Below are 21490 nucleotides of genomic sequence, written 5' to 3'. Positions count from 1 at the left end.
CGGACGCGGGTCTGGAAGTTCGGCTTGGATTATTCTTTAATCAAAGCCACAATCTTCCCACTCCCATGCTCCCGCCCGGAACCCGGCTTGGCCCTTATGAGATCCAGTCTCCCCTCGGTTTGGGCGGCATGGGGCAGGTCTACCGTGCCCTGGATACCCGCACCCAGCTCCCCGTGGCCCTCAAGGTCCTGGGGCATGCCTCGGCCCAGGCCGACGAGCGGCTGGCCCGCTTCCAGCAGGAGGCGCGGACCCTGGCGGCCATCGAGCACCCCGCCCTTCCGGCGATCTACGGGTGGGACACGGAAGGCGTGACACCCTACATCGCCATGGAGCTCCTCGAGGGCGAGACCCTCCATGAGCGCTTGCTGCGCGGGGCCCTCCCGCCTGATGAGGCCATGGACCTGGCCCACCAGTTGGCCCTTGGCTTGGCCGCCACCCACGAGCGGGGGATCATCCACCGCGACCTGAAGCCGGGGAACCTGTTCATCACCACGGAGGGCCGCCTCAAGATCCTGGACTTCGGCCTGTCGAAGGCGCTCCCGACCCTACTGGATGAGCAGACCCTGATCCAGCGCCCCGAGACGAGCCACCAGACCCAGGTCGGAACCATGATGGGCACCGTCGGCTACATGGCTCCGGAGCAGATCCGGGGGCGGGAGGTGGATCCCAGGGCCGACCTCTTCGTCTGCGGCATTCTGCTGTACGAAATGCTGTTCGGCCGCCGCGCCTTCTCCGGAGAGTCGCCGGTGGAAGTGCTCAACGCCATCCTCAAGGATGAGCCGCCGATGCGGACCGCGTCCCCCAGCCCCTATTCGCCCGAGCTCATCAACCTCCTGAAGCATTGCCTGGAGAAGAATCCGGAAGACCGCCTCCCCACGGCCCAGCAGCTGGCGTCGCGCCTGGCGGCGCTGCAGCGCAAGGGGGTGACGCTCCAGGGGCTGGCCCGGATCTTCCAGGGCCGGGTGGGCTGGGTGGCCCTCGCGCTGGTCCTGGGAGGCCTGGGCTTCGGCCTCGGCCATCATCTGGACCACCGGGAACCGCCCACGTTCAAGCGGCTCACCTTCCGGCAGGGGCTGATCCGGAACGCGCGGCTGAGCCCTGATGGCCAGGAGGTGCTCTACAGCGCCGCCTGGTCCGGCGGACCGCTCATGGTCCACTCCACCCGCCCCGACAGCCCCGAGAGCCGCACCCTTGAACTGCCCGAAGCGGATCTCCTGGGCCTCTCCCGCACCGGGGAGCTCGCCATCGCCCTGGGCAGCCGCCCCATCCAGAGCTGGATGTGGCGGGGCACCCTGGGGGTGGTCCCCCTGGCGGGAGGCGCCCCGAGGGCCCTGATGGAGCAGGTGGTGGCCGCCGACTGGAGCCCGGACGGATCCGAGCTGCTGGTGGTCCGCAACGCGGACGGCAAGGCCCGCCTCGAGTTCCCGCTGGGACACCCCATCGCCGAATCCTCCGGATGGATCAGCCATCCCAGGGTCTCGCCCAAGGGCGATCGGGTCGCCTACCTGGAGCATCCGGTGTCCGGCGACGATGCCGGCTATCCCGTCGTGGTGGACCGGCAGGGGAACCGCCATCCCCTGACCGGCGCCTGGCCCAGCATCCAGGGGCTGGCCTGGAAGGGGAACGAGGTCTGGTTCACGGCCGCCACGCACGGTGTGGCCAGGGGCCTCTATGCCGTCGGCTCAGGCGAACCGCGGCTCGTCCTGAATGTGCCCGCCCCCCTCACGCTCCATGACATCTCCCGCGACGGGCGCCGCGTGCTCCTCGCCAAGGAGGTGATGCGCACGGGCATCCAGAGCCTGCGGCCCGGCGCCGACCGCGAACGCGAGCTTTCCTGGCTGGACTGGTCCCTGGTGCAGGATCTCTCCGCGGACGGGTCCACCCTCATCTTCAACGAGCAGGGTGAAGGTTCGGGAATCCAGTACGACATCTACCTGCGGAAGACGGATGGAAGCCCGGCGGTGCGGCTGGCCAAGGGCGCCTACCCCATCCTCAGCCCCGATGGACACCGGGTGGCGGCGCTCTCTCCCGGAACCCGCAACAAGATCCAGATCTTCCCGACGGGGGCCGGGGAGGTCCTGACCCTAGCCTCCTCCGGCCTGGAGACCATCCACCGCCTGCGCTGGTTCCCGGATGGCCGCCGCCTGCTCGTGCAGGCCAACCGCCCCGGCGAGGGAACCCGGCTCTTCGCCATCCCCCTGGACGGCCGACCGGCGGAGTCCCTGACCGCGCCGGGGTACCAGTTCTTCGGGCAGCCCATCAGCCCGGACGGGCGCCGCATCACCACCCGCCTCAGCGAACAGGAGGACCGGATCCTCTCTCTGGAGGACGGCAAGTCCCAACCCATCCCGGGCCTCCACCCCTTGGAACGGGTGGTCCGTTGGGCGCCCGATGGCAAGGGATTATGGGTGGTGGACCTGCACGAGATGCCCTGCACCGTGACGCACCTCGACCTCACCACCGGCGCCCGGAAGAAGCTTCTGGAGATCGCCCCGGAAGACCTCGCGGGGATGACGGTCAGCAACTTCCTCCTCACGCCGGACGCCAGGGGCTACGCCTACGCCTACCGCCGCGTGCTGTCCGAGCTCTACCTCTACGAAGGGCTTCGCTAGGCCTGCCTTCCCGCGGGAGAGCGGCCCCGGTCAGCGGAGCAGGCGACGAAACAGCAGACCCAGCAGGGCGGCACCCGCCGCCAGGCCGAAGGCGAAAGCGCCCGTGAGGGCCACCTCGAAGGGCCACAGGTTGTGCGAGGTCGGATCCTTCGCGGTATCCACGATCACCCGGATCATCACCGCCGCCGGCACCGCCGCGCCCGCGGCCAGGACGGTGCGGCCGAAGCCGAGCTCCGTCCCCCCGGCGAACCAGGCCGCCAGGACCACGAAAGCCAGAAAGCCGAGGATGGCCGCCGGATGGGAGAAGGTGAAGCGGTTGTAAGGCGCCAGCCACCAGGGAATCCCCGAGGCCAGGAAGGCCCCGATCATGCATGTCGCGAAAGTCCTGGAGGGCAGGAGGCCGCGGTCCATCACTCCACCACCGGCCCGGAAGCCATGGCCAAGGGCGAATCGCCGGTGCCCAGCAGCCGCTCCCGTCGGGCGTGCAGGATGCGGTCGCGGAGTGCTGCGGCATCCTCGAACTTCATCTGCGAAGCCAGCTCCTTCATGCGCTTCTCCAGCTTGGCCACCTCGCGCTCGAACGCCTTGTCCTCCAAGTAGAGCAGCGGCTCCTCGGCCGCCTGCTCCTCCTTGGTGACGTTGATGAACTCCCGCGCCAGGGCCTCGCCCATGACGTCGTCCAGGTTGCGCTTCACAGTCTCGGGCGTGATGCCGTGGGCGGCGTTGTGGGCCAGCTGTTTCTGCCGGCGCCGCTCGGTCTCACCGATGGCCTGCTTCATGGAGCCCGTCATCACATCGGCGTAGAGGATGGCCTTGCCGTTCACGTGACGGGCCGCGCGGCCGATGGTCTGGATGAGGCTGCGGGTGTTGCGGAGGAAGCCTTCCTTGTCCGCGTCCAGGATGGCCACCAAGCTCACCTCCGGCAGGTCCAGACCCTCCCGCAGCAGGTTGATACCCACCAGCACATCGAAGACGCCGCGTCGGAGGTTCTTCAGCAGCTCCACGCGCTCCAGAGTGTCGATCTCGCTGTGCAGGTATTCCGCCTTGATGCCCAGCTCCTGGTAGTAGGCCGTGAGCTGCTCCGCCAGCTTCTTGGTGAGCACCGTCACCAGCACCCGCTCGTCCCGGGCCACGGTCTTGCGGATCTCCTCCAGCAGATCGTCCACCTGGCTGCCCACGGGACGCACCTCAACCAGGGGATCCACCAGGCCCGTGGGCCGCACCACCTGCTCCACGAAGGCCCCGCCGCTTTGCTGCAGCTCGTAATCGCCGGGGGTGGCGGAGACGTAGACGACCTGCTTCACGCGGCTCTCAAATTCTTCGAATTTGAGAGGACGGTTGTCGAGGGCGGAGGGCAATCTGAAGCCGTAGTCCACGAGGGTGGTCTTGCGGGAGCGGTCACCGTTGTACATGCCGTGGAGCTGGCCCGTGGCCACGTGGCTCTCGTCCATGAAGACGATGAAGTCCTCGGGGAAGTAGTCCAGCAGGGTGTGGGGCGGCTGGCCGGGCTGGCGGCCGTCGAGGAAGCGGCTGTAGTTCTCGATGCCGCTGCAGTGGCCCATCTCCTTCATCATCTCCACGTCGTAGATGACGCGCTGGTGGAGGCGCTGGAGCTCGACGATCTTGCCCGCGGCGCGGAATTCCTCCTCCCGAGCCTCCAGCTCGTCCTTGATGTCGCGGATGGCGGCCTTGAGCTTGTCCTCGGGGGTCACGTAGTGGGTCTTGGGCCAGATGGTGAGCTCGTCCAGCTTCTCGATGACCACGCCACGGAGGGGGTCGATCTTCGACAGCCGCTCCACCTCGTCGCCCCACAGCTCGATGCGGTAGGCCACATCCTCGTAGGCTGGATAGACCTCCACCACGTCGCCCCGCACGCGGAAGATGCCCGGCTCGAAGCTGAGGTGGTTGCGCTGGTACTGGATGGCCACCAGATCCCGCAGCAGCATGGCGCGGTCGATGCTCTGGCCGGTCTTCAACGTCACCGACAGGTTCAGATACGAGCTGGGATCGCCCAGGCCGTAGATGCAGCTGACGGAGGCCACCACGATGGTGTCCCGCCGCTCCAGCAGGCAGCGGGTGGCGCTGAGGCGCAGCTTCTCCAGCTCCTCGTTGATCTTCGCGTCCTTGTCGATAAACAGGTCCCGCTCGGGCACGTAGGCCTCGGGCTGGTAGTAGTCGTAGTAGCTGACGAAGTACTCGACGGCGTTCTCGGGGAAGAACTGCTTGAACTCGCTGAAGAGCTGGGCGGCCAGCGTCTTGTTGGGCGCGAAGATGAGCGCCGGCCGGCCGGCCCGGGCGATGGTCGAGGCCATGGTGTAGGTCTTCCCGGAGCCCGTCACCCCCAGCAGCGTCTGGGCCCGGTCCCCCCGCTCGAGGCCCGCCACCAGCTGGGCGATGGCCTCCGGCTGGTCTCCGGCGGGAGAGTAAGGCGACACGAGCTTGAAGGGGATTGCCTTGGCCATGGGAAGAAAAGGAAAGCACGAAGACGCGAATAAAAAAAGAAAGAATAACCACTCACGCAGAGGACCGCGGAGAGGGCGGAGACTGCGGAGAAAAGCCAGGCCTTCCTCCTCCGCGATCTCCGCTCATCTCCTCTTTTCTCTGCGAGTGTCTTCGTCCGTTCTGCTTTCGGTCTTCTTGGCGAATCGGCCTGCTGTTCAGACCTTCCGCAGGATCAGGCACCCGTTGGTGCCGCCGAAGCCGAAGCCGTTGTTCATGACGTATTCGGAGTCCAGCTTGCCCGCCACGTTCGCGGTCACGTCCAGGTCGCACTCGGGGTCCTGGTGGTCCACGTTGATGGTGGGGGGGATCTTCCCGGTCTTGACGGCCATGACGGCGACGATGGTCTCCAGGCCGCCGGCGGCACCCAGCAGGTGCCCGTGCATGGACTTGGTGCTGCTCACCTTGATCTTCTTCGCGTGGTCGCCGAAGACCTTCTGGATGGCCATGCACTCCAGCTTGTCGCCCACGGGCGTGCTGGTGCCGTGCATGTTCACGTAGCCCACTTCCTCGGGTGCGATGTCCGCATCCTTGATGGCCGCGCGCATGACCCGTTGGCCACCCTCGCCCTCGGGAGCCGGGCTGGTGATGTGGTTGGCGTCGCCGCTCATGCCGTAGCCGGCAACCTCGGCGTAGATCTTGGCGCCCCGGGCCTTGGCCAGTTCGTATTCCTCGAGGATGACGATGCCCGCACCCTCGGCCATGACGAAGCCGTCACGGTCCACGTCGAAGGGCCGGGAGGCACGCTCGGGCTCGTCGTTGCGGGTGCTGAGGGCCCGCATGGCGGCGAAGCCGCCCACGCCCAGCTGGTTGACGACCGAATCGCTGCCGCCGGCCATCATGCGATCCGCATAGCCGAAGGCGATGAGGCGGGCCGCGTCTCCGATGGCGTGGGCGCCCGTGGCGCAGGCCGTTGCCACCGCGCTGTTGGGCCCCTGCAGACCGTACTTGATGCTGGCCTGGCCGCTGGCCATGTTCACGATGAGGCTGGGAATGAAGAAGGGGCTGGTGCGGCGGGGGCCGCGGTAGCCGTTGGCCTCGTCCCAGATGGTGCTGAGGCCGCCGATGCCGCTGCCGATGTAGGCCCCGAACACCTCCCGCTCGGCCTTGGTGAGTTGCACCTGGTCGAAGCCTGCATCCACCCACGCCTCGTGGGCCGCGCCCAGGGCGTATTGGATGAAGATGTCCATCTTCTTCTGTTCCTTCTTGTCGATGAAGGGGTCCGGGTTGAAGCCCTTCACCTGCCCTGCGATCTTGCAGGCGAAGTCCGTGGCGTCGAAGCGATCGATGGGGCCGATGCCGCTTTTCCCCGCCAGCAGGTTGTCCCAGGTTTCGGGCACGGTGAGGCCGCAGGGGTTAATGGTCCCCATGCCGGTGATGACGACGCGGCGACGCTGGACGGTCCTGGTCATGGATTCACCTCTTGAAACGGAAAACAAACGTGCCGCAGGGCCGTGGGGGCGCTGCGGCACGTCACGATCGCGATGGATCAGGCCTTCGCGTGCTTCTCGATGTAGGCGATGGCATCGCCCACCGTGCGGATCTTCTCCTGCTCGCTCTCAGGGATCTCGAGGCTGAAGGCCTCTTCGATGGCCATGATGATCTCGACGGTGTCGAGGCTGTCGGCGCCGAGGTCGTCCACGAAGTGGCTGGATTCGGAGATGGAATCTTCGGGCTTGGCCAGCTGCTCAGCAATGATCGCAATGACCTTCTTACGCACATCAGCCATCGTGGGCTCCTCCAAACGAACCTGGAAACCCTAACACACCCCCGCCCCATTGTCCAAACCCGGAGTAAAGACGCCCGTACCCTTGCTCGGAGGCTGGCAGAAGGATTGCGCCTGGGCCCGCGCTGTGGAGGATGGACCCATGCCCCGCCCCAAGACCCTTGAAGAACCCGAACATGGATGGCCCCTGGGCTGGGGCGCCAGCCTGCGGGAGTTCCGCACATTCCTGGCCGTGGAACGGGGGCTTTCACCCCACACGGCCTCGGGCTACCTCTCGGACCTGAACCACCTGGCCGCCTGGGCCTGCGGCCGGGAGGTCTCCCCCACAGATCTCGCGCGGGACCACCTCACGGCCTTCCTGGTGGCCCAGCAGTCCGAGGGCAAGGCTCCGCGCAGCCTGGCCCGGCTGAGCTCGAGCCTGCGCGCCTTCCTGTCCTTCCTGCGCATGGAAGGCGGTGAGGGCGCGGGGCCCGAGGCGGTGGTCAAGCCGCCGCGCCCGCCCCGCATCCTCCCCCGCACCCTGGGCGAAAGCCAGGTGGAGGTCCTGCTGCAGGCCCCGGACACCACCACCCCCCTGGGCGTGCGCGACCGCGCCTGGCTGGAGCTGCTCTATGCCTCGGGCCTCCGCGTGTCCGAGCTGGCCGAGCTCCCGGCTCTGTCCGTGTTTCTGGATGAGGGCTTCCTCAAGGTCATGGGCAAGGGCCGCAAGGAGCGCCTGATCCCCTTCGGAGCGGGCGCCGAGCATTGGATCCGCGCCTGGCTGGCGCTGCGCCCGGGCTTCAAGCCCAAAGGCGCGGAACTGTTCGTGGGCCAGCGGGGCGAGGGCCTCACGCGCCAGCACCTCTGGCGTCTGCTGAAGGGCTACGCGCGCACCGCGGGCCTCCGCCCGGAGGCCGTGAGCCCGCACGTCCTGCGCCACGCGTTCGCCACGCACCTCCTCGACCACGGCGCCGACCTCCGTGCCGTCCAGGCCATGCTCGGCCATGCCGACATCAGCACGACCCAGATCTACACCCACGTCCACCAGGCCCGGCTCCGCGCCCTCTACGACCAGATGCACCCCCGATCTGGTGGATGAGGGGCTTCACAGCTGCGTCAGCAGCACGCCCCCCAGTACCAGCGCGGCGCCCACCGCGAAGGCCGGAGTGATGGCCTGCCCATAGAAGATCCAGGCGAGGATGGCCGTGGCCACGGGCTGGCCATTGGTGGCAATGGCCACCCGGCTCGGCTCCTTGATGGAGAGGGCATGGAACCACAGCAGGTAGGACACCACGCTGGTCATCAGGCCGAGGTAGACCAGGCCCACCCAGGCCACGGGAGGGACGGCGGCCACCTTCAGGCCCGGGAGGCCCAGGGCGCCGAGGGGCGCGAAGACCGCGAGGCCGAAGAGGATGGATAGGGTGGTGGCACGCTGGGCCCCGTGCCTCTGCACCAGGGGTCGGCTCATCACGGTATAGCCCGCCCAGGCGACCACCGCCACCAACACCAGCAGGTCGCCCAGGATCCACCGGGGCGGCAGGACGCCGCCCGCCTTGCCGGAGAAGAGCACCAGCGCGCCGGAGAAGGCCAAGACCAACCCGCCCAGTTTCCGTGGGCCAGGCCGCTCCTGGCCCCGGGCCCAGGCCAGCAGGAGCACCACGGTGGGCGTCAGTGCATAGAGCAGGGCCGCATGGGATGGCAAGGTGAAGGCCAAGCCCCCGAGGAAGGCCAGCTGGTTCAGCGTCACGCCCAAGAACCCCGCCGACAGGTAGGCCCGCCATTCCGACCGGGCCACGGACCACAGCTCCAGGTGCCGCAACCGCGCCAGGATCAGGAATCCCGCGCCGGCGATGAGGAAGCGCAACAGGCCCAGAGCCAGGGTCGGGATCGCGTCCGCGGCGGGCTTCCCTAACAGGTAAGTGCCTGCGGAGATGAACGTGTGGAGCCCCATGACGGCGGCGAAGCGGAGGTTGCGATGACCCATCCCTCCAGCATGGCTGCGGACGGGCAGGATGGCCCCCGCGGATTTGTGAATGGACCGCCCCTGGCGGAATGGGCGATGATGGGCCAGGAGCCGCGAACCCATGGCCGTCACCAAGACCCCCCGCAAGAAGCCCACCGCTACAGCCGCCGGAGTGGAGAAACCCGCCCCCAAGGCGAAGGCCACCCCCGCGAAGAAGGCCCCCGCCAAGAAGGTCGAGGCCGCCGAACCCAAGGCCAAGAAGGCCGCCAAGGCCCCGGCGAAGGCCAAGGGCGCGAAGGCTGTCGAGATCGTGCCGGCACCGCCGGAACCCATCGTCCCTGCCGCTCCGGCCCCGAAGCCGGTCGCGAAGAAGGCCGCGGTCGCCGCCGCGCCATCGGCCCTGGTGGATGCTCTCCTCGCCGCCATCCGCGAGGGTCGCGCCGTGGAGTTCATCTTCGCCGATGCGGATGCCAACGCGCCGCGCACCTTCGAACCCCGGCAGCTCACCTTCGACGCCCTCAGCCAGGCCTGGTATGTGTGGGGCTGGGACCGCCGCTACAACGCCGAGCGCCACCACCGGGTGGACCTCCTGGCCGAGGTGAACGAGGTGGAGGGCGTGGGCCGGGCAGCCCAGGGCCCCTACGCCGAGGGCACCGCCGCCAACCAGATCGGCGGCTGGCTGGGCGGCGAGCCCATCGCCGTGAAGGCCACTCTGCTCAAGCAGTGGGTCTTCGCCGTGAAGCAGGCGCCCCCGGCCTTCCCCCGCTTCAAGATCGAGGAGCAGGGCGACGGACAGGCCCTCGTGTCCTTCACCGCCACGGACCTGCGCGCCATCGCCCGCTGGGCCATGCAGTTCGGCGACGGCATCCAGGTGCTGGAACCCGCCCGGCTGGTGGACCGCATCAAGCAGGTGGGCGCCGTGTGGGCTGGCCGGGACCGCCAGGCTCCGGCCCCAGCGCCGAAGCCCGCGCCTCGGCCCGAGCCCGAACCTCGCCGGCACGAACCCAAGCATCACGCCGAGGCGAAACCCGAAGCGCGGCCCGAGCCCAGGCCCCATCGCGAACCCCGCCCCGAGCGGGAGCGGGAGGAAACCTCCAAGGGCAAGCCCGGCAAGGTGGAGGTCATCCACTTCGACCGGCTCTGACCCAGGTCAGGGCTGGGCATCCTCCAGTTTCCAGCCCCGCTTGCCGGGCCAGAAACCGTAGGCTTGTCCCAGCACATTGAAGGACACCCCGCGAAGCCGGGCGTCCGCGAGCACCCTCACGAGAATGTAGTTGAGGGGGATCACGGGCTTGTCCCGCCAGATGATCTCCGAGAGTTTCAGGTAGATCTTCCGGCGGGAGACCCGGTCCAGCGTGTAGCGCCCCTCTTCGAACAGCCGGTCCACCTCCGGATTCAGGTAGCTGCTCACGTTCGCCTTGGTGCGATAGCCCTCCTTGGTGAACAGGGGGGCATCCACGTCGGGATCCAGAGAGGTCGTCCATCCATAAGACCAGATGTCCCCATCGTGATTCGTGGACTTCTCCGTGAGCGCCTCGAAGGTCAGCCGCCGGACCTCGATGCGCATGCCCACCTTCGCCGCCTCCTCCGCGAGGAGACGCGCCGTGCTGCGGCTGACGGAGGTGTTCTGCTCGTAGGCCACCAGGGTGAGGGGCCGGCCTTGCGCGTCATGCCGGATCCCATCCGCACCCATCCGCCATCCGGCGGCCTCCAGGATCGCTTCGGCCCGTCCAATCTGGGGCAGCGGCCGCGGCGTATCGTCGTGAGCCCAGTTCTCGGGGGGCCAGAAGGCGGAGGCAAGGCGGGCCGGGAAGAAGCGCCGGGCACGCGCCAGCTCCTGCCAGGGCACCAGTTCCGCCAGGGCTTGGCGCAACGCGACATCGCCCAGCAGACTCAGCTTGGGGTCACAGTTGAGGAAGAAGGCCCCGAAGGCGGCCTGGGGCACCGAGAAGGCCTGGAGGCGGCCTCCGCCCTGGGCGCCCTTCCGGACCAGGTAGTGCGGCAGAGCCCTCACCAGAGCGTAGTGGTACCGGCGCTCCAGAAGGGCCTGGACGAGGTTCGTCTCCTCCGACGAATCAATGAACTCGAAGGTGGGCCAGGCCCCAGGGTGGACCCCGTGGTAACCCGGCCAGAGCTCCAGCCTCAGGTGCGTGGTGGTGGCTTTGCCGACGACCCGATAGGGGCCCGAACCCACCGGCTGGAAGTTCACGGGGGCTGATTGGGGCTTCGGGCCGATCTGGTAGTGGCGCCGGGGCACGGGGATGAAGTTGTAGAGGTCGGAGAGGAGCGTGCCGCGGGGCCGGGCCAGGTGGATGCGCACCCGCAGGGGACCCTCGGCCACCAGACTGTCCAGAGACGCCACCCCGCCGGCCGTGTCCGCGATGGCCCGGACCTGGGGCATGCGGAGGGCCTTCCAGGTGAAGACGAGATCCTCCGCCTCGATGGGGGTCCCATCCTGCCAGGTCATGCCCGGGCGCAGGTCGAGGACGACCTCCCGTCCGCCCTTGAGGACCGTCCACCCCTGCAGCAGCCCGGGGATGAAGGTCCCGTCGGCGTTCATGGTCACCAGGCGATCGAAGACGAGGTCCACCGCCTCGCCATCCGTGTCCCGGGTCATGAGCAGGGGGTTCAGCGTGGTCCAGCCGTCCACCGCCACCCGGATGGGCTCAACGGCACCCAGGCCCCAGAAGAGGCAGACGGTCAGGAGGAGGGAACGCCAAGGCATCGTGCCCCTTCCATCGGTCGGATCACGGTGGGACTGAAATCTAATCCTTGGCGGCGGTTTCCACCAGCTCCACCAGGGCCTCCGCCATGCGCTCACCGGCTCGGGGCGGATTCTCCACCACGGTCCCCACCAGCTTCTGCCCGCCCCCTGGCTGGGTGGCGAACAGGTAGAAGGTCGGCACGCGGACCACCGGCTGGGGGGCGCAGCCCTTGGGCCACTGGGCCTCCGTGAGCAGTTTGTCCCGATAGACGCCCAGGTAGTGGACCTCGATGAACGAACTGGGCTCTGCTTCCAGGGCCAGCAGGTCCGGCAGTTGATACTGGCTGTCGCCGCACCAGGATCCGAAGACGGCGACCAGCGTGAGGGGCCGGCGCACGGCCTTCCATCGGGCCGTCAGCTCCGCCGGCAGTTGGATGCCCGCGACCGTGTCCCGGAAGACGGCCCGGTGGGCCAGGATCTCCTTCGCGGTGGTCGGCCCCAGCAGCAGGGGCTGGTGGTCCTTGGCATCGCAGGGCAGGCCTCCCGGCGTGGTGGCCGGGATCGGTGGCGGGACCGCAGGCGGCTCCGCCTGCAATCCCAGGGTTCCTAGGGCCAGGAAGACAGCTTTCATGGGAATCTCCGGATGCCAGTCTAGTCTTGCGATAAACTTGACTCAATCACTCAAGAATATTAGCCTGGAACCTGGAGAAGGTTTTGTGAAGATCTCGGCCCGAGGCAGGTACAGCATGCAGGCCCTGTTCGACCTGGCCCACCACAGCCACGGCCAGCCGGTGCCCCTGCATGTGATCGCCGAGCGCCAGAAGCTCTCCCTGCCCTTCCTGGAGCAGATCTTCAACAAGCTCAAGAAGGCCGGCGTCGTGGCCAGCGTGCGCGGCCCCAAGGGCGGCTACATCCTCACGCGGCCCTGCAACCAGGTCAGCGTGGGCGAGATCCTGCGCCTCACGGACAGCAGCTTCTACGCCGTGGCCAAAGATGATCCCCGCGCCGCCAACCAGGTGCTCATGGCCGACGAGCGCATGAGCCTCATGCTCTGGAACCGGCTCTCCGATCACATCTCGGCCTTCATGGAGAAGGTGACCTTCGCGGACCTCTGCTCGGAGACCGCCAGCAACACCTGCCCCGACTGCACCTGCCCCGAATACGTGAAGGACGTCCAGGGCCAGATTGTCCGCGGCGAGCGCAAGGCCTGCGGCGTGATGTAGAGTCGTGAGCAATCCCTGCGCCCTCCCCAGCCTGGCCCTGCCACCCACCGAAGCTGAGCTCAAGACCCTGCCCCGGCTCGAGAAGAAGATCGCCCGCCGCCTGGGTGAGACCAACGCCGCCTACCGGCTCATCGAGGGCGGCGACCGCATCCTGGTGGCCGTGAGCGGCGGCAAGGATTCATGGGCCCTGCTCGACGTGCTGGAGCGGCTCCGGAAGCGCGCCCCGGTGACCTTCGCCGTGGAGGCCGTCACGGTGGACCCGGGCTTCCCCCAGTTCAACCCCGACCCCATCGCCGAGGTGTGCGAGCGCCTCGGCGTGCCCCACCACATCATTCCCGCCCCCATCGACAAGATGGTGCGCAGGAAGCCCGAGGAGCTGCCCTGCATCATCTGCTCGCGGCTGCGGCGCGGCGTGCTCTACTCCTTCGCCAAGCAGCGCGGCTTCTCCAAGATCGCCCTGGGCCACCACCTAGACGACCTGCTGGAGACCCTGCTCATCAACCTGTTCTTCGAAGGCCGCCTGAGCACCATGCCCCTGCGCCTGGAGAGCGACGATGGCGCCAACACCGTCATCCGCCCCCTGGGCACCTGCGAGGAGAAGGACCTTCAGCGCTACGCATGGCTGCGGGGCTTCCCCATCGTGCCCTGCGGCTGCCCCCTCTGCGGCTGCTCCAGCCTGGAGAGTCGCCGCAAGCAGGTGAAGGAACTCATCGCATCCATGGAAGGCAGCATCCCGCGCCTCAAAGCCTCCATGCTCGGCGCCATGGGCAACGTGAAGCTGAGCCACCTGCTGGATCTGAGCCAGGGGGCGCTGAGCGCGAAAGGCGTGGACGAGGCCGTGGAACGGCTGGGGTAGACGCCCGGAAACCGGATCAGAACATGCCGGGCCTGGCCTGCCGGATGGCCTGCATGATGGTGTCCCCGGCGAACCAGAAGGCCAGGCCGAGGCAGGAGCCGAGGCAGAACAGGAAGATGAGGCCGGGGATCCAGGCGCCGGCCACTCCGCGCCAGGTCTCCACCCGGTGGGTCCGCGCCAGCATGATCCCCTGATAGGTAGTGGGCAGGAGGAACAGCAGCAGTCCCGCGAGCGCCTGGAAGACCTGGCCCGCGAAGCCCGGAAGCGACTTCCCGAGGTTGAAGGGGAAGAGGATCCAGGCGAACACGCCGGCGGTGTACAGCGTGGACCGGAGGGACGAGCTCAGCCCGTGGCCATGCTTCGTACCCCGCGCCATCCACAGCCCCGCGTGGTTGAGCAGGCCCCCGACAAGGCCACCGATCAGCAGGCCCACGGGCGCGAACACCAGGACGGACACGATCGCCATCACCAGCAGGAATCCCTGGGCCGGGCGGGCAGGCGGCAGATGCAGCCAGGCCATCCAGAACGGTGTCCGGGGCAGGAACACGGCCAGGAGACCCGGGATCACGGCCGGCAGGTACCCCAGGAGGCACATGAACCAGAGGGGCGATCCGAGGCCATCCGTCTCCCGGAACGCCTCACCGGCCCGCTCCCGGTCGCGGAGGATCCAGCGGAAGGTCTCCAGGATCCGGGTCCCCAGGTCCGGGTAGGTGGCCTTGTCTTCGAAAGGCACGAGCGGACCCGTGGCAGGGGACGGGACATCCTCCAGGAACGCCTGGGGGGGTGCATAGTGATCGTGATCCATGGAGGCCTCGGGGGGGTATCACTCCACCCTAAGCCACAGCCCCTTGAGATAGAACCCCTCCGGATGGTTCAGCGCGTAGGGATGGTCCGCGGGCTGCCCCAGGTGGGCCAGGACGCGGGCCTCGCGGCCGGTCTCCAGCAGGGCTGTCCACACGGCCTCCTGGAAGCGCATGCGGTCCAGGTGCTGGCTGCAGGAGAAGACCCACAGGAAGCCCCCGGGGGCCGTGGCGCGGGCGCCCAGGCGGAAGACATCCTTGTAGGCCCTGAAGGCCTTGTCCACGTCCTTGCGCTGCTTGGCGAAGGCGGGCGGATCCACGATGACGCGGTCCCAGCCGCCGGGCTCCAGCTGGCGCATGAGCTCGAAGGCGTCGCCCTCCATGCGGACATGGACCGCCGGGTCCAGGCCGTTCGCCACCCAGTCCCGTTCCGCCTGGTCCAGGGCCGGAGCGCTGATGTCCAGGGTGGCCACCTGCGAGGCGCCGCCCAGGCCCGCGTGGATGCTGAAGCCGCCGGTGTAGCCGAAGGTGTTGAGCACACGGCAGCCCTCGGCGTGGGCACCCACCTGCAGCCGGTGCACCCGCTGGTCCAGGAAGAAGCCCGTCTTCTGCCCCTGCAGCAGGTCGACGCTCAGCTTCGCGGCACCTTCATGCACCGTCACGGGCCCACCCAGGCTGCCCTTGAGCAGGCGGTTCACGGGCTCCAGCCCCTCCTCCTTCCGGCCGGACTGGCTACGCTCCACGAAGGCGGTGATGCCCTCGCGCTTGCCGAGCTCGAAGAGGATGGGCCACCACGTGTCGCGCAGGGCCTCCAGGCCGGCCGTGCCCACCTGGAGCACCAGCGCCTGGGCGTAGCGGTCCACCACCAGGCCCGGCAGGCCGTCGCCCTCGCCGAACACCCAGCGGCAGCCACCTTCGGCGCTCCACAGGCCCAGATCCTTGCGCAGCCTCAGGGCGGACTCGAACCTCGACCGGAAGAAGGCTTCGTCCAGGGGCGCGTCCTCGAAGCGGAAGATCCTCGCCGCCAGCGGATTCGCGGGGCTCGCCGTGCCCACGCCCAGCACCTGGCCGGAATCATCGGCGAGGCGCACCAGGGTCGATTCCGAGGGCCGCGCCAAGGCGCCAGAGAACACCCAGGGGTGGCGCTTGGAGAGGAGTCCCTCCTTGCCGGGCTTGAGGCGGAGCAGCGGGTAGGGCCAGCGGGGCACGTTCATGGCTTCAGATTAACTTGATAGCCTAGAGCGATGCGCCGCTTCGCCCTGCTCGCCCTCCTCCTCGCCCTTCTGCCCCTCCGGGCCGGGGCCCCGAAGCCCGAAGCGGGTCCGGTGCTCCTCATCAGCGAGGACGGCCTGGGCGCCGACCAGTTCCGCCCGGACACCATGCCGCAGCTCTGGGCCCTGGCTCAGCAGGGACGACGCGCCGCCGTGCTCCCGCCCTTCCCCGCCACCACCTTCAACGGGCACGTCACCCTGGCTACGGGCTGCTGGCCCGAGCACCACGGCGTGGTGGCCAATGGCTACCTGCGGCCGGAGGACCGGCAGCGCGTCCCCGCCGCCAACCGGGTGGAGGACATCCTGCGGGAGCCACTGTGGGTGGCGGCCACCCGCAGCGGCGTCCGCACCGCCGTCTTCCACTGGGTGGGCGCCTCCGGCCCCTGGGAGGGCGTGACCCCCTGGCGCATGCGGCCCTTCCAGCTCGGCGTGCCGGACGCGGAGGGCCTGGCCTTCTGCGAATCGGCCCTGGCGGACGGCGCCAGGCTGGTGATGGCCTATCTCTCCGGCAGCGACGAGGAGGGCCACCTCAAGGGCCCCGGCAGCCCCGAAGCCCTGGCCAAGCTGCGGGCCATCGACGCGGAGCTCGCCCCCTGGCTCACGCGCATGCGGGCCGCCCATCCGGACCTGCGGGTGATCCTCACGGCGGACCACGGCATGGTCCCCATGAAGCGCCGCGTGCATCTGCCGAGCGTCCTCGACGGCATCCCGGTGGACCTCATCACCCACGGCGGCAGCGCCTACGTCTACCTGAAGCAGCCCGGGGACCGGGCCCGCGCCCTGGCCCGCCTCCGCAAAGCTGGCCTGAAGGCATGGCCCCGCGAAGCGGTGCCCGTCCGCTACCACCTGGGCGGCAGCCCGCGGGTGGGCGATGTGGTCGTCCTGGCTCCGCTGGGCACCTGGCTCTCCCAGGCCCGCAGCAGCCGCGAGGATGAATCCGAGCGTCACGGCCGCGCCGGCGCCCATGCCTATGGCCCGGAATCCGCGCCCATGCGGTCCTGGCTGGTGGTGCTGGGGGCGGGCCAGGGCCCCCTGGCGGACGTGCCCGCCTGGGACATTGCCCCCACCGCGGCATCGTGGCTGGGCGTCCGGTGGGCTCAGGCTCCGGACGGAAAGCCCGTGGCGGCGCTGCTCGCCCGCTGACTCAGAGTGCCTAACAAAACCCCGACGAGGCCGCGAGAAAGCCAGGTGGGATGCACCGCAGATATCAGTTTGTCTCGCGTATCGCCGAAGGCGATACCGAGAAGGAAGGGCCCGCAGGGCGATGCGGGACATCGTTCAAGGGCCCTGACGCCGCGGAACGCCCACCTGGCTTTCTCCCTCCGGGCGAGGGCCGGCGGGGAGGCTCCACCTCCGCGAGCTTGCGAGCGGGAGGGCCCTCCGAGGCAGGGACCGTCAGGTGGAGGGCGATGCCGCTACACCCTCCGTCTGACGGCACGCTCTGCGTGCCTCCCACTCGCCTACGGCTCGTGGAGCCGGAGCCTCCCTCGCGTTCCTCGCCTCGCTCGCCCGGCGCCCCTCGCGCGGCCCCGTGGGGGTTTTGTTAGGCACTCTCAGCGGATCAGCGCCAGCAGCACCTGGGCCAGGACGATCTTGAGGATGGTGGCCAGCGGATAGACCGTGGCGAAGCCGACGTTGGGCAGCTCGTTGCCCGTCTGGTGGTTCGCGTAGCCCAGCACCACGGGCTGGGTGTGCGTTCCGGCCACGATGCCGAACATCACGTTGAGGGGGATGCCGAAGCCCTTGTACCCGATCAGCATGGTGAGCGAATCGGCCATCAGGCAGACCAGGAAGGCCGCGCCCAGGAAGAGGGGCAATACGCCGGCGTTGCCGGCCACGATGGCCCGGAAGCCCTCGCCGGAGATCACGCCGATGCCCGCCGCGAAGAGCACCAGCCCGAACTGCCGGACCGTGTGGTTGGCGCTGTAGGGGAAGTTCCAGACCAGAGGTCCGATCCGGTGGAAGCGGCCGAGGATCAGCGCCACGGCCAGGGGCCCGCCCGCGAAGCCGAGCTTGAAGACGATGCCGTGGCCCAGGGGGATGGGCAGCTGGCCCAGGGCCAGGCCCGCCGCCAGGCCCATGGCGAAGGTGAGGAAGCTCACCTCGCTGAGGGCGCGGTAGCTGTCCCCGAAGAAGGCCTCGATGGCCTCGATGTTGTCCCGGCGGGTGGTGACACGAACCCTGTCGCCCAGCTCCAGCACCGTGTCGCCCGCCGGCACGAACCAGAGATCTCCCCGCCGCACGCGGGTGATGATGGCCTGGCGCTTGTTCACCAGATCCAGCTTGCCGAGCGGCACACCCACCACCTCCCAGTTGGAGACGAAGACGCGGGTGGCATCCAGCGCGCTCTGATCCCGGTCCAGTTCCACATAGCTGCGCTCCCCGATGAGTGCCGCCACCTGGACGAGATCGTCCGGCGCGCCCACCACGGTCACCAGGTCGTCCAGCTTCAGCCGGAAGTCAGGCCCCGGCAAGAGCAGCTCCGCGTTGCGCAGCACCCGCCCGAAGACCACCTGGAACCGGCCGGCCGCGCGGACCTCCCGCTTCGTCAGGGACTCCGCCTCGGGTCTCGTCACCCTCAGAGTCCAGACCTCCAGCTTGTGATGGCCCGTCTGGTAGTCCTTGAGGCCGTCCGCCTCCTCCTGCAGGTTCACCCGGAAGAGCCGCGGGCTCACGAGGATGACCAGCATGGGCACCAGCACTCCGATGGGGTAGGCGATGGCCGAGGCCACCGTGGGCTGGGCCAGCTCCAGGGGACCTGCGCCCATGGACTTCACGCGCTCGATGACGCCCGCCAGGGCCGGCATGTTGGTGAAGCTGCCCGTGAGCAGGCCCGCGGCGTAGCGAGCGTTGAAGCCCATCAGGCGGGCCAGGAGCACCACGAAGGCCATGGAGGCCACCATCACCAGGACGACCACGGCGTTCTTCTTCATGCCCTCGCGGCTGAAGGCGGCCCAGAAGCTGTGGGAGATGGAGAGTCCCATGGCGTAGACGAACACGGCCAGGCCCAGCTCGTAGACCAGCTTCATCTCGCGGGAGATGTCCTTCTTGAGGCCGGGATCCAGGCCGGGCGCCATCACCAGGGCGCCCAGGGCGATGCCGGCGAAGAGGATGCTGGCGATGCCGAAGGAGGCGCCGGCGATCCGGATCTTGCTGATGGGATAGCCCAGTGCCACCACGGCGAACAGCATCAGGAGCGGGTTGTGCGCGAAGAAGAAGAGAGTCTGCTCGATCATGCCCGCCCCGCTCAGGATCACCTGGGGATCATGTCAACCGCCGGATGGCCGCCGCCAGGGCCTCCACCTCGTCGGGCCGCGCGTCCGGGAGCATCGAGAAACGAAGCACCGAGCGCGCGTCGTCCGAACTATACCCCAAGGTCATGATTGCGTGACTGGGCTTCACGGCCCCGCTGTGGCAGGCGCTTCCCGTGCTCACGGCAAAGCCGGCGAGGTCCAGGGCCACCTGCAACGCCTCGCCGTTACGACCCCGGAACAGGACGCAGCTTGTATTCGGCAGACGGGGTGAGCCCTGGCCGATGATCTCGATGTCGCGATCCCAAGCGGTGATTTCCGCCTCGAAGGCATCGCGAACCGAGGCCAATGCGCCGTTCCGGGCTTGACGCTCCGTCAAGTGTCGCGCCGCCGTTGCCAGGCCCAGGATCGCCGGGAGATCCTCCGTGCCGCCCCGACGGCGCCGCTCCTGGGGGCCTTCCATGACGGGCTCCCAAGGCAGACCCGGCCGGAGCCACAGGAGGGCCGCACCCCGAGGGCCGCCCATCTTGTGGCCACTGAACACGGCGGCATCGCAGTCCGAAAGGTCCACGGGCACCTTGCCCCAGGCCTGGCAGCAATCCTTGATCCTCACGGCATCCAGCACTGACGGCATCGCGTAGAGGATGCCCGTCTCGTTGCTGGCGGCCATCTGCACCACCGTGGCGCAGTCCGCGGGGGTCTCCGGCAGCCAGGCCACCCGGGACCAGTCCCGCAGGGGGTTCAGGCAGGCGCTGTGTTCCCCCGGGAACACCGCCGCGGGCCGGTCCCCCAGAGCCGGATGAAGGCCGCGGATGAGCAGGTGAAGGGCCTCCGTGGCGCTGGCACAGAACACCAGCTCCCCCGGCGCCACCTTCAGGGCGGTCGCGAGCTCCCGGCGGGCCTCCTCGAGGCGGAACCGCGCCCGCTGACCCTCCCGGTGCGTACTGGTGGGGTTGGCCCAGTCTTCCGTCATGGCCCGCCGCACCGCCTCCACAGCCTCCGGATGGGGCGGGGTCGTGGCGTTGGCATCGAAGTAGAGCCTGGACATGACATCAATGTACCCTGGGCCCATGCCCAAATCCCTGGAAGGCAAGCTCGTCGTCGCCATCTCAAGCCGGGCCCTCTTCGACTTCGAGGAGGAGAACCGGGTGTTCGAGGAATCGGACGACCGGGCCTACATGGAGCTCCAGCTCTCACGGCTGGATGTGCCCGCCCAACCCGGCGTGGCCTACCCGCTGGTGAAGAAGCTGCTGGCCTTCAACGCCGGGAACGAGGGCCGGGTGGCCGTGGTGATCCTCTCCCGCAACGACCCCGTGAGCGGCCTGCGGGTCTTCCGCAGCGCCCAGGAGTCGAACCTCCAGCTGGAGCGCGGCGTCTTCACGCGCGGCCGGAACCCCTACCCCTACCTCACCTCGCTGGGGGCGAACCTGTTCCTCTCCGCCAAGGAGGAGGATGTCCGCGCCGCCCTCAACGCGGGCTTCGCCGCGGCGCGGGTCTATCCCGACAGCGCCCTGGCCGCGGACCGCCATCCGGAGGAGATCCGCATCGCCTTCGATGGCGACGCGGTGCTGTTCAGCGACGAGGCGGAGCGCGTCTATGCCCAAGGCGGCTTGGCCGCCTTCCAGGCCCATGAGATCGAGCGGGCGGCGGTCCCCCTGCCCCCGGGCCCCTTCAAGCCTCTCCTGGAGGCTCTGCAGCCCCTCCAGGAGGCGGCTCCGGACGCGCCCATGCGCATCCGCACCGCCCTCGTCACGGCCCGCAGCGCCCCCGCCCACGAGCGTGCCATCCGCACCCTCATGGCCTGGAACATCCAAGTGGACGAGGCCATGTTCCTGGGCGGCCTGGAGAAGGCCGACTTCCTGCGGGAGTTCGAGCCGGACTTCTTCTTCGACGACCAGACGGGCTACTGCGACACCGCCGCCAAGGTGGGGCCGACGGGGCATGTGGTGAGCGGCGTGAAGAACGAGGCCGCGAAGAACTGACGCGAGCTCAGGCGCCTTCCGCGGCCTTGGCCAGGGCCGCGTGGAACTCGGCCTTGCCCATGAGCTTCCGGACAGCGCCCGGCAGGGCCTGCTCATAGGCCTGCTTCACGTTGCCTCCTCCGAACACGCCGGCAGCGTGCTTGAAGGAGTCCATGACCGTGTCGGTGTACACCTCCCGGCCCTGAGCGTCCCGGATGCGCACCAGGAAGCTCACCTCGGCCAGGCTGTCGCCGGAGAAGAACCCTGAGTTGTAGCGGTGGATGAAGGTCAGCAGTTCGATCTGAAGGGGCACCTTCCCGCCTTCAAGGTCGTATCCGCGGGCCCGCAACTCCATCTCGACCGCCCGCTTCAGCAGCGGGAGCACATCCTCATCATTGAAGATGGGGGCGGTCTCCGCGCCGAAGGCGTTGATCTTCTTGGCCACCTCCCGCGTCGGGTTGGGCCGCAGGTCCTTGACCTCCACCTTGACCTTGATCGCCTCGGCGCCCTTCACCTTCTCGACCGAGACAGGTCCCGGGTAGGCGATGTGGATGGTCTCCGTGGTGAAGGCACAGCCCAGGCCCATCGCCAGGCAGACCCCCGCGCCAGTGCTTCTGAGGAACAGGCGTGCATCCATGGCTCCTC

The 21490-nt window shown here is 68.7% G+C and carries 19 protein-coding genes; 7 read left to right on the top strand and 12 right to left on the bottom strand.

What is annotated here, in order from left to right; translation table 11 throughout:
* Positions 1-65: 65 nt before the first annotated feature.
* Positions 66-2612, top strand: coding sequence for a serine/threonine-protein kinase (locus MLE42_RS12695; protein WP_275975903.1), 2547 nt, complete (start codon positions 66-68; stop codon positions 2610-2612).
* 30 nt (positions 2613-2642) lie between these two features.
* Here MLE42_RS12695 and MLE42_RS12690 read toward each other — a convergent pair whose 3' ends face one another.
* From MLE42_RS12690 to acpP, 4 genes are all read right to left on the bottom strand, one after another.
* The gene (locus tag MLE42_RS12690) at positions 2643-3023 is read right to left on the bottom strand and encodes a hypothetical protein (protein WP_243288258.1); all 381 of its coding nucleotides are present in this window, start codon (positions 3021-3023) and stop codon (positions 2643-2645) included.
* Positions 3023-5074 carry an excinuclease ABC subunit UvrB gene (gene uvrB / locus MLE42_RS12685; protein ID WP_243288257.1) on the bottom strand — a complete coding sequence of 684 codons (2052 nt, stop codon included), beginning with the start codon at positions 5072-5074 and terminating at the stop codon, positions 3023-3025. Before uvrB ends, MLE42_RS12690 begins: the two co-directional genes overlap by 1 nt.
* Positions 5075-5269: 195 nt before the next feature.
* Positions 5270-6523, bottom strand: a complete 1254-nt coding sequence (gene fabF, locus MLE42_RS12680) for a beta-ketoacyl-ACP synthase II (RefSeq protein WP_243288256.1) — start codon at positions 6521-6523, stop codon at positions 5270-5272.
* A gap of 77 nt (positions 6524-6600) precedes the next feature.
* Positions 6601-6840: an acyl carrier protein gene (acpP, locus tag MLE42_RS12675; RefSeq protein ID WP_243288255.1), complete on the bottom strand. Its 240-nt coding sequence runs from the start codon at positions 6838-6840 to the stop codon at positions 6601-6603.
* A 139-nt stretch (positions 6841-6979) separates the two neighbouring features.
* Here acpP and MLE42_RS12670 point away from each other — a divergent pair, with 139 nt between their 5' ends.
* A complete protein-coding gene (locus tag MLE42_RS12670) occupies positions 6980-7915 on the top strand; it encodes a site-specific tyrosine recombinase XerD (RefSeq protein WP_243288254.1) in 936 nt (311 codons plus the stop codon).
* 6 nt (positions 7916-7921) lie between these two features.
* Here MLE42_RS12670 and MLE42_RS12665 read toward each other — a convergent pair whose 3' ends face one another.
* Positions 7922-8800 carry a DMT family transporter gene (locus MLE42_RS12665; protein WP_243288253.1) on the bottom strand — a complete coding sequence of 293 codons (879 nt, stop codon included), beginning with the start codon at positions 8798-8800 and terminating at the stop codon, positions 7922-7924.
* Between the two features lie 100 nt (positions 8801-8900).
* On the opposite strand from MLE42_RS12665, the gene MLE42_RS12660 reads away from it, so the two are divergent.
* A complete protein-coding gene (locus tag MLE42_RS12660; RefSeq protein ID WP_243288252.1) occupies positions 8901-9923 on the top strand; it encodes a helix-turn-helix transcriptional regulator in 1023 nt (340 codons plus the stop codon).
* A gap of 6 nt (positions 9924-9929) precedes the next feature.
* Here the strand turns inward: MLE42_RS12660 and MLE42_RS12655 are convergent, their stop codons facing one another.
* Together MLE42_RS12655 and MLE42_RS12650 are read right to left on the bottom strand one after the other, a co-directional pair.
* The gene (locus MLE42_RS12655) at positions 9930-11504 is read right to left on the bottom strand and encodes an ABC transporter substrate-binding protein (RefSeq protein ID WP_243288251.1); all 1575 of its coding nucleotides are present in this window, start codon (positions 11502-11504) and stop codon (positions 9930-9932) included.
* Positions 11505-11544: 40 nt separating this feature from the next.
* Positions 11545-12114 carry a thioredoxin domain-containing protein gene (locus MLE42_RS12650; protein WP_243288250.1) on the bottom strand — a complete coding sequence of 190 codons (570 nt, stop codon included), beginning with the start codon at positions 12112-12114 and terminating at the stop codon, positions 11545-11547.
* Positions 12115-12199: 85 nt separating this feature from the next.
* On the opposite strand from MLE42_RS12650, the gene MLE42_RS12645 reads away from it, so the two are divergent.
* A complete protein-coding gene (locus tag MLE42_RS12645; RefSeq protein ID WP_243288249.1) occupies positions 12200-12706 on the top strand; it encodes an Rrf2 family transcriptional regulator in 507 nt (168 codons plus the stop codon).
* Between the two features lie 4 nt (positions 12707-12710).
* Entirely contained in the window at positions 12711-13562 is an 852-nt protein-coding gene (ttcA, locus tag MLE42_RS12640) for a tRNA 2-thiocytidine(32) synthetase TtcA (protein WP_243288248.1), read from the top strand.
* A 16-nt stretch (positions 13563-13578) separates the two neighbouring features.
* On the opposite strand, the gene MLE42_RS12635 is transcribed toward ttcA, so the two are convergent.
* Together MLE42_RS12635 and MLE42_RS12630 are read right to left on the bottom strand one after the other, a co-directional pair.
* Entirely contained in the window at positions 13579-14367 is a 789-nt protein-coding gene (locus tag MLE42_RS12635; protein ID WP_243288247.1) for a hypothetical protein, read from the bottom strand.
* Between the two features lie 18 nt (positions 14368-14385).
* Positions 14386-15576, bottom strand: a complete 1191-nt coding sequence (locus MLE42_RS12630; RefSeq protein ID WP_243288246.1) for a class I SAM-dependent rRNA methyltransferase — start codon at positions 15574-15576, stop codon at positions 14386-14388.
* Between the two features lie 30 nt (positions 15577-15606).
* On the opposite strand from MLE42_RS12630, the gene MLE42_RS12625 reads away from it, so the two are divergent.
* Entirely contained in the window at positions 15607-16776 is a 1170-nt protein-coding gene (locus tag MLE42_RS12625; RefSeq protein ID WP_243288245.1) for an alkaline phosphatase family protein, read from the top strand.
* A gap of 410 nt (positions 16777-17186) precedes the next feature.
* On the opposite strand, the gene MLE42_RS12620 is transcribed toward MLE42_RS12625, so the two are convergent.
* Positions 17187-18869 carry an aspartate:alanine exchanger family transporter gene (locus tag MLE42_RS12620; protein ID WP_243288244.1) on the bottom strand — a complete coding sequence of 561 codons (1683 nt, stop codon included), beginning with the start codon at positions 18867-18869 and terminating at the stop codon, positions 17187-17189.
* 28 nt (positions 18870-18897) lie between these two features.
* Complete coding sequence (locus MLE42_RS12615) at positions 18898-19932, bottom strand: cysteine desulfurase family protein (protein ID WP_243288243.1); 1035 nt, start codon at positions 19930-19932, stop codon at positions 18898-18900.
* Positions 19933-19954: 22 nt separating this feature from the next.
* Here MLE42_RS12615 and MLE42_RS12610 point away from each other — a divergent pair, with 22 nt between their 5' ends.
* Positions 19955-20866: a 5'-nucleotidase gene (locus MLE42_RS12610; RefSeq protein ID WP_243288242.1), complete on the top strand. Its 912-nt coding sequence runs from the start codon at positions 19955-19957 to the stop codon at positions 20864-20866.
* Between the two features lie 7 nt (positions 20867-20873).
* Here the strand turns inward: MLE42_RS12610 and MLE42_RS12605 are convergent, their stop codons facing one another.
* Complete coding sequence (locus MLE42_RS12605; protein WP_243288241.1) at positions 20874-21482, bottom strand: YajG family lipoprotein; 609 nt, start codon at positions 21480-21482, stop codon at positions 20874-20876.
* Positions 21483-21490 lie beyond the last annotated feature (8 nt).

Source organism: Geothrix terrae (assembly GCF_022808775.1).
Taxonomy (GTDB): Bacteria; Acidobacteriota; Holophagae; order Holophagales; family Holophagaceae; genus Geothrix; species Geothrix terrae.
Note: the sequence above shows the minus strand (reverse complement) of the source record. Positions and strands in the feature narration are given on the sequence as shown.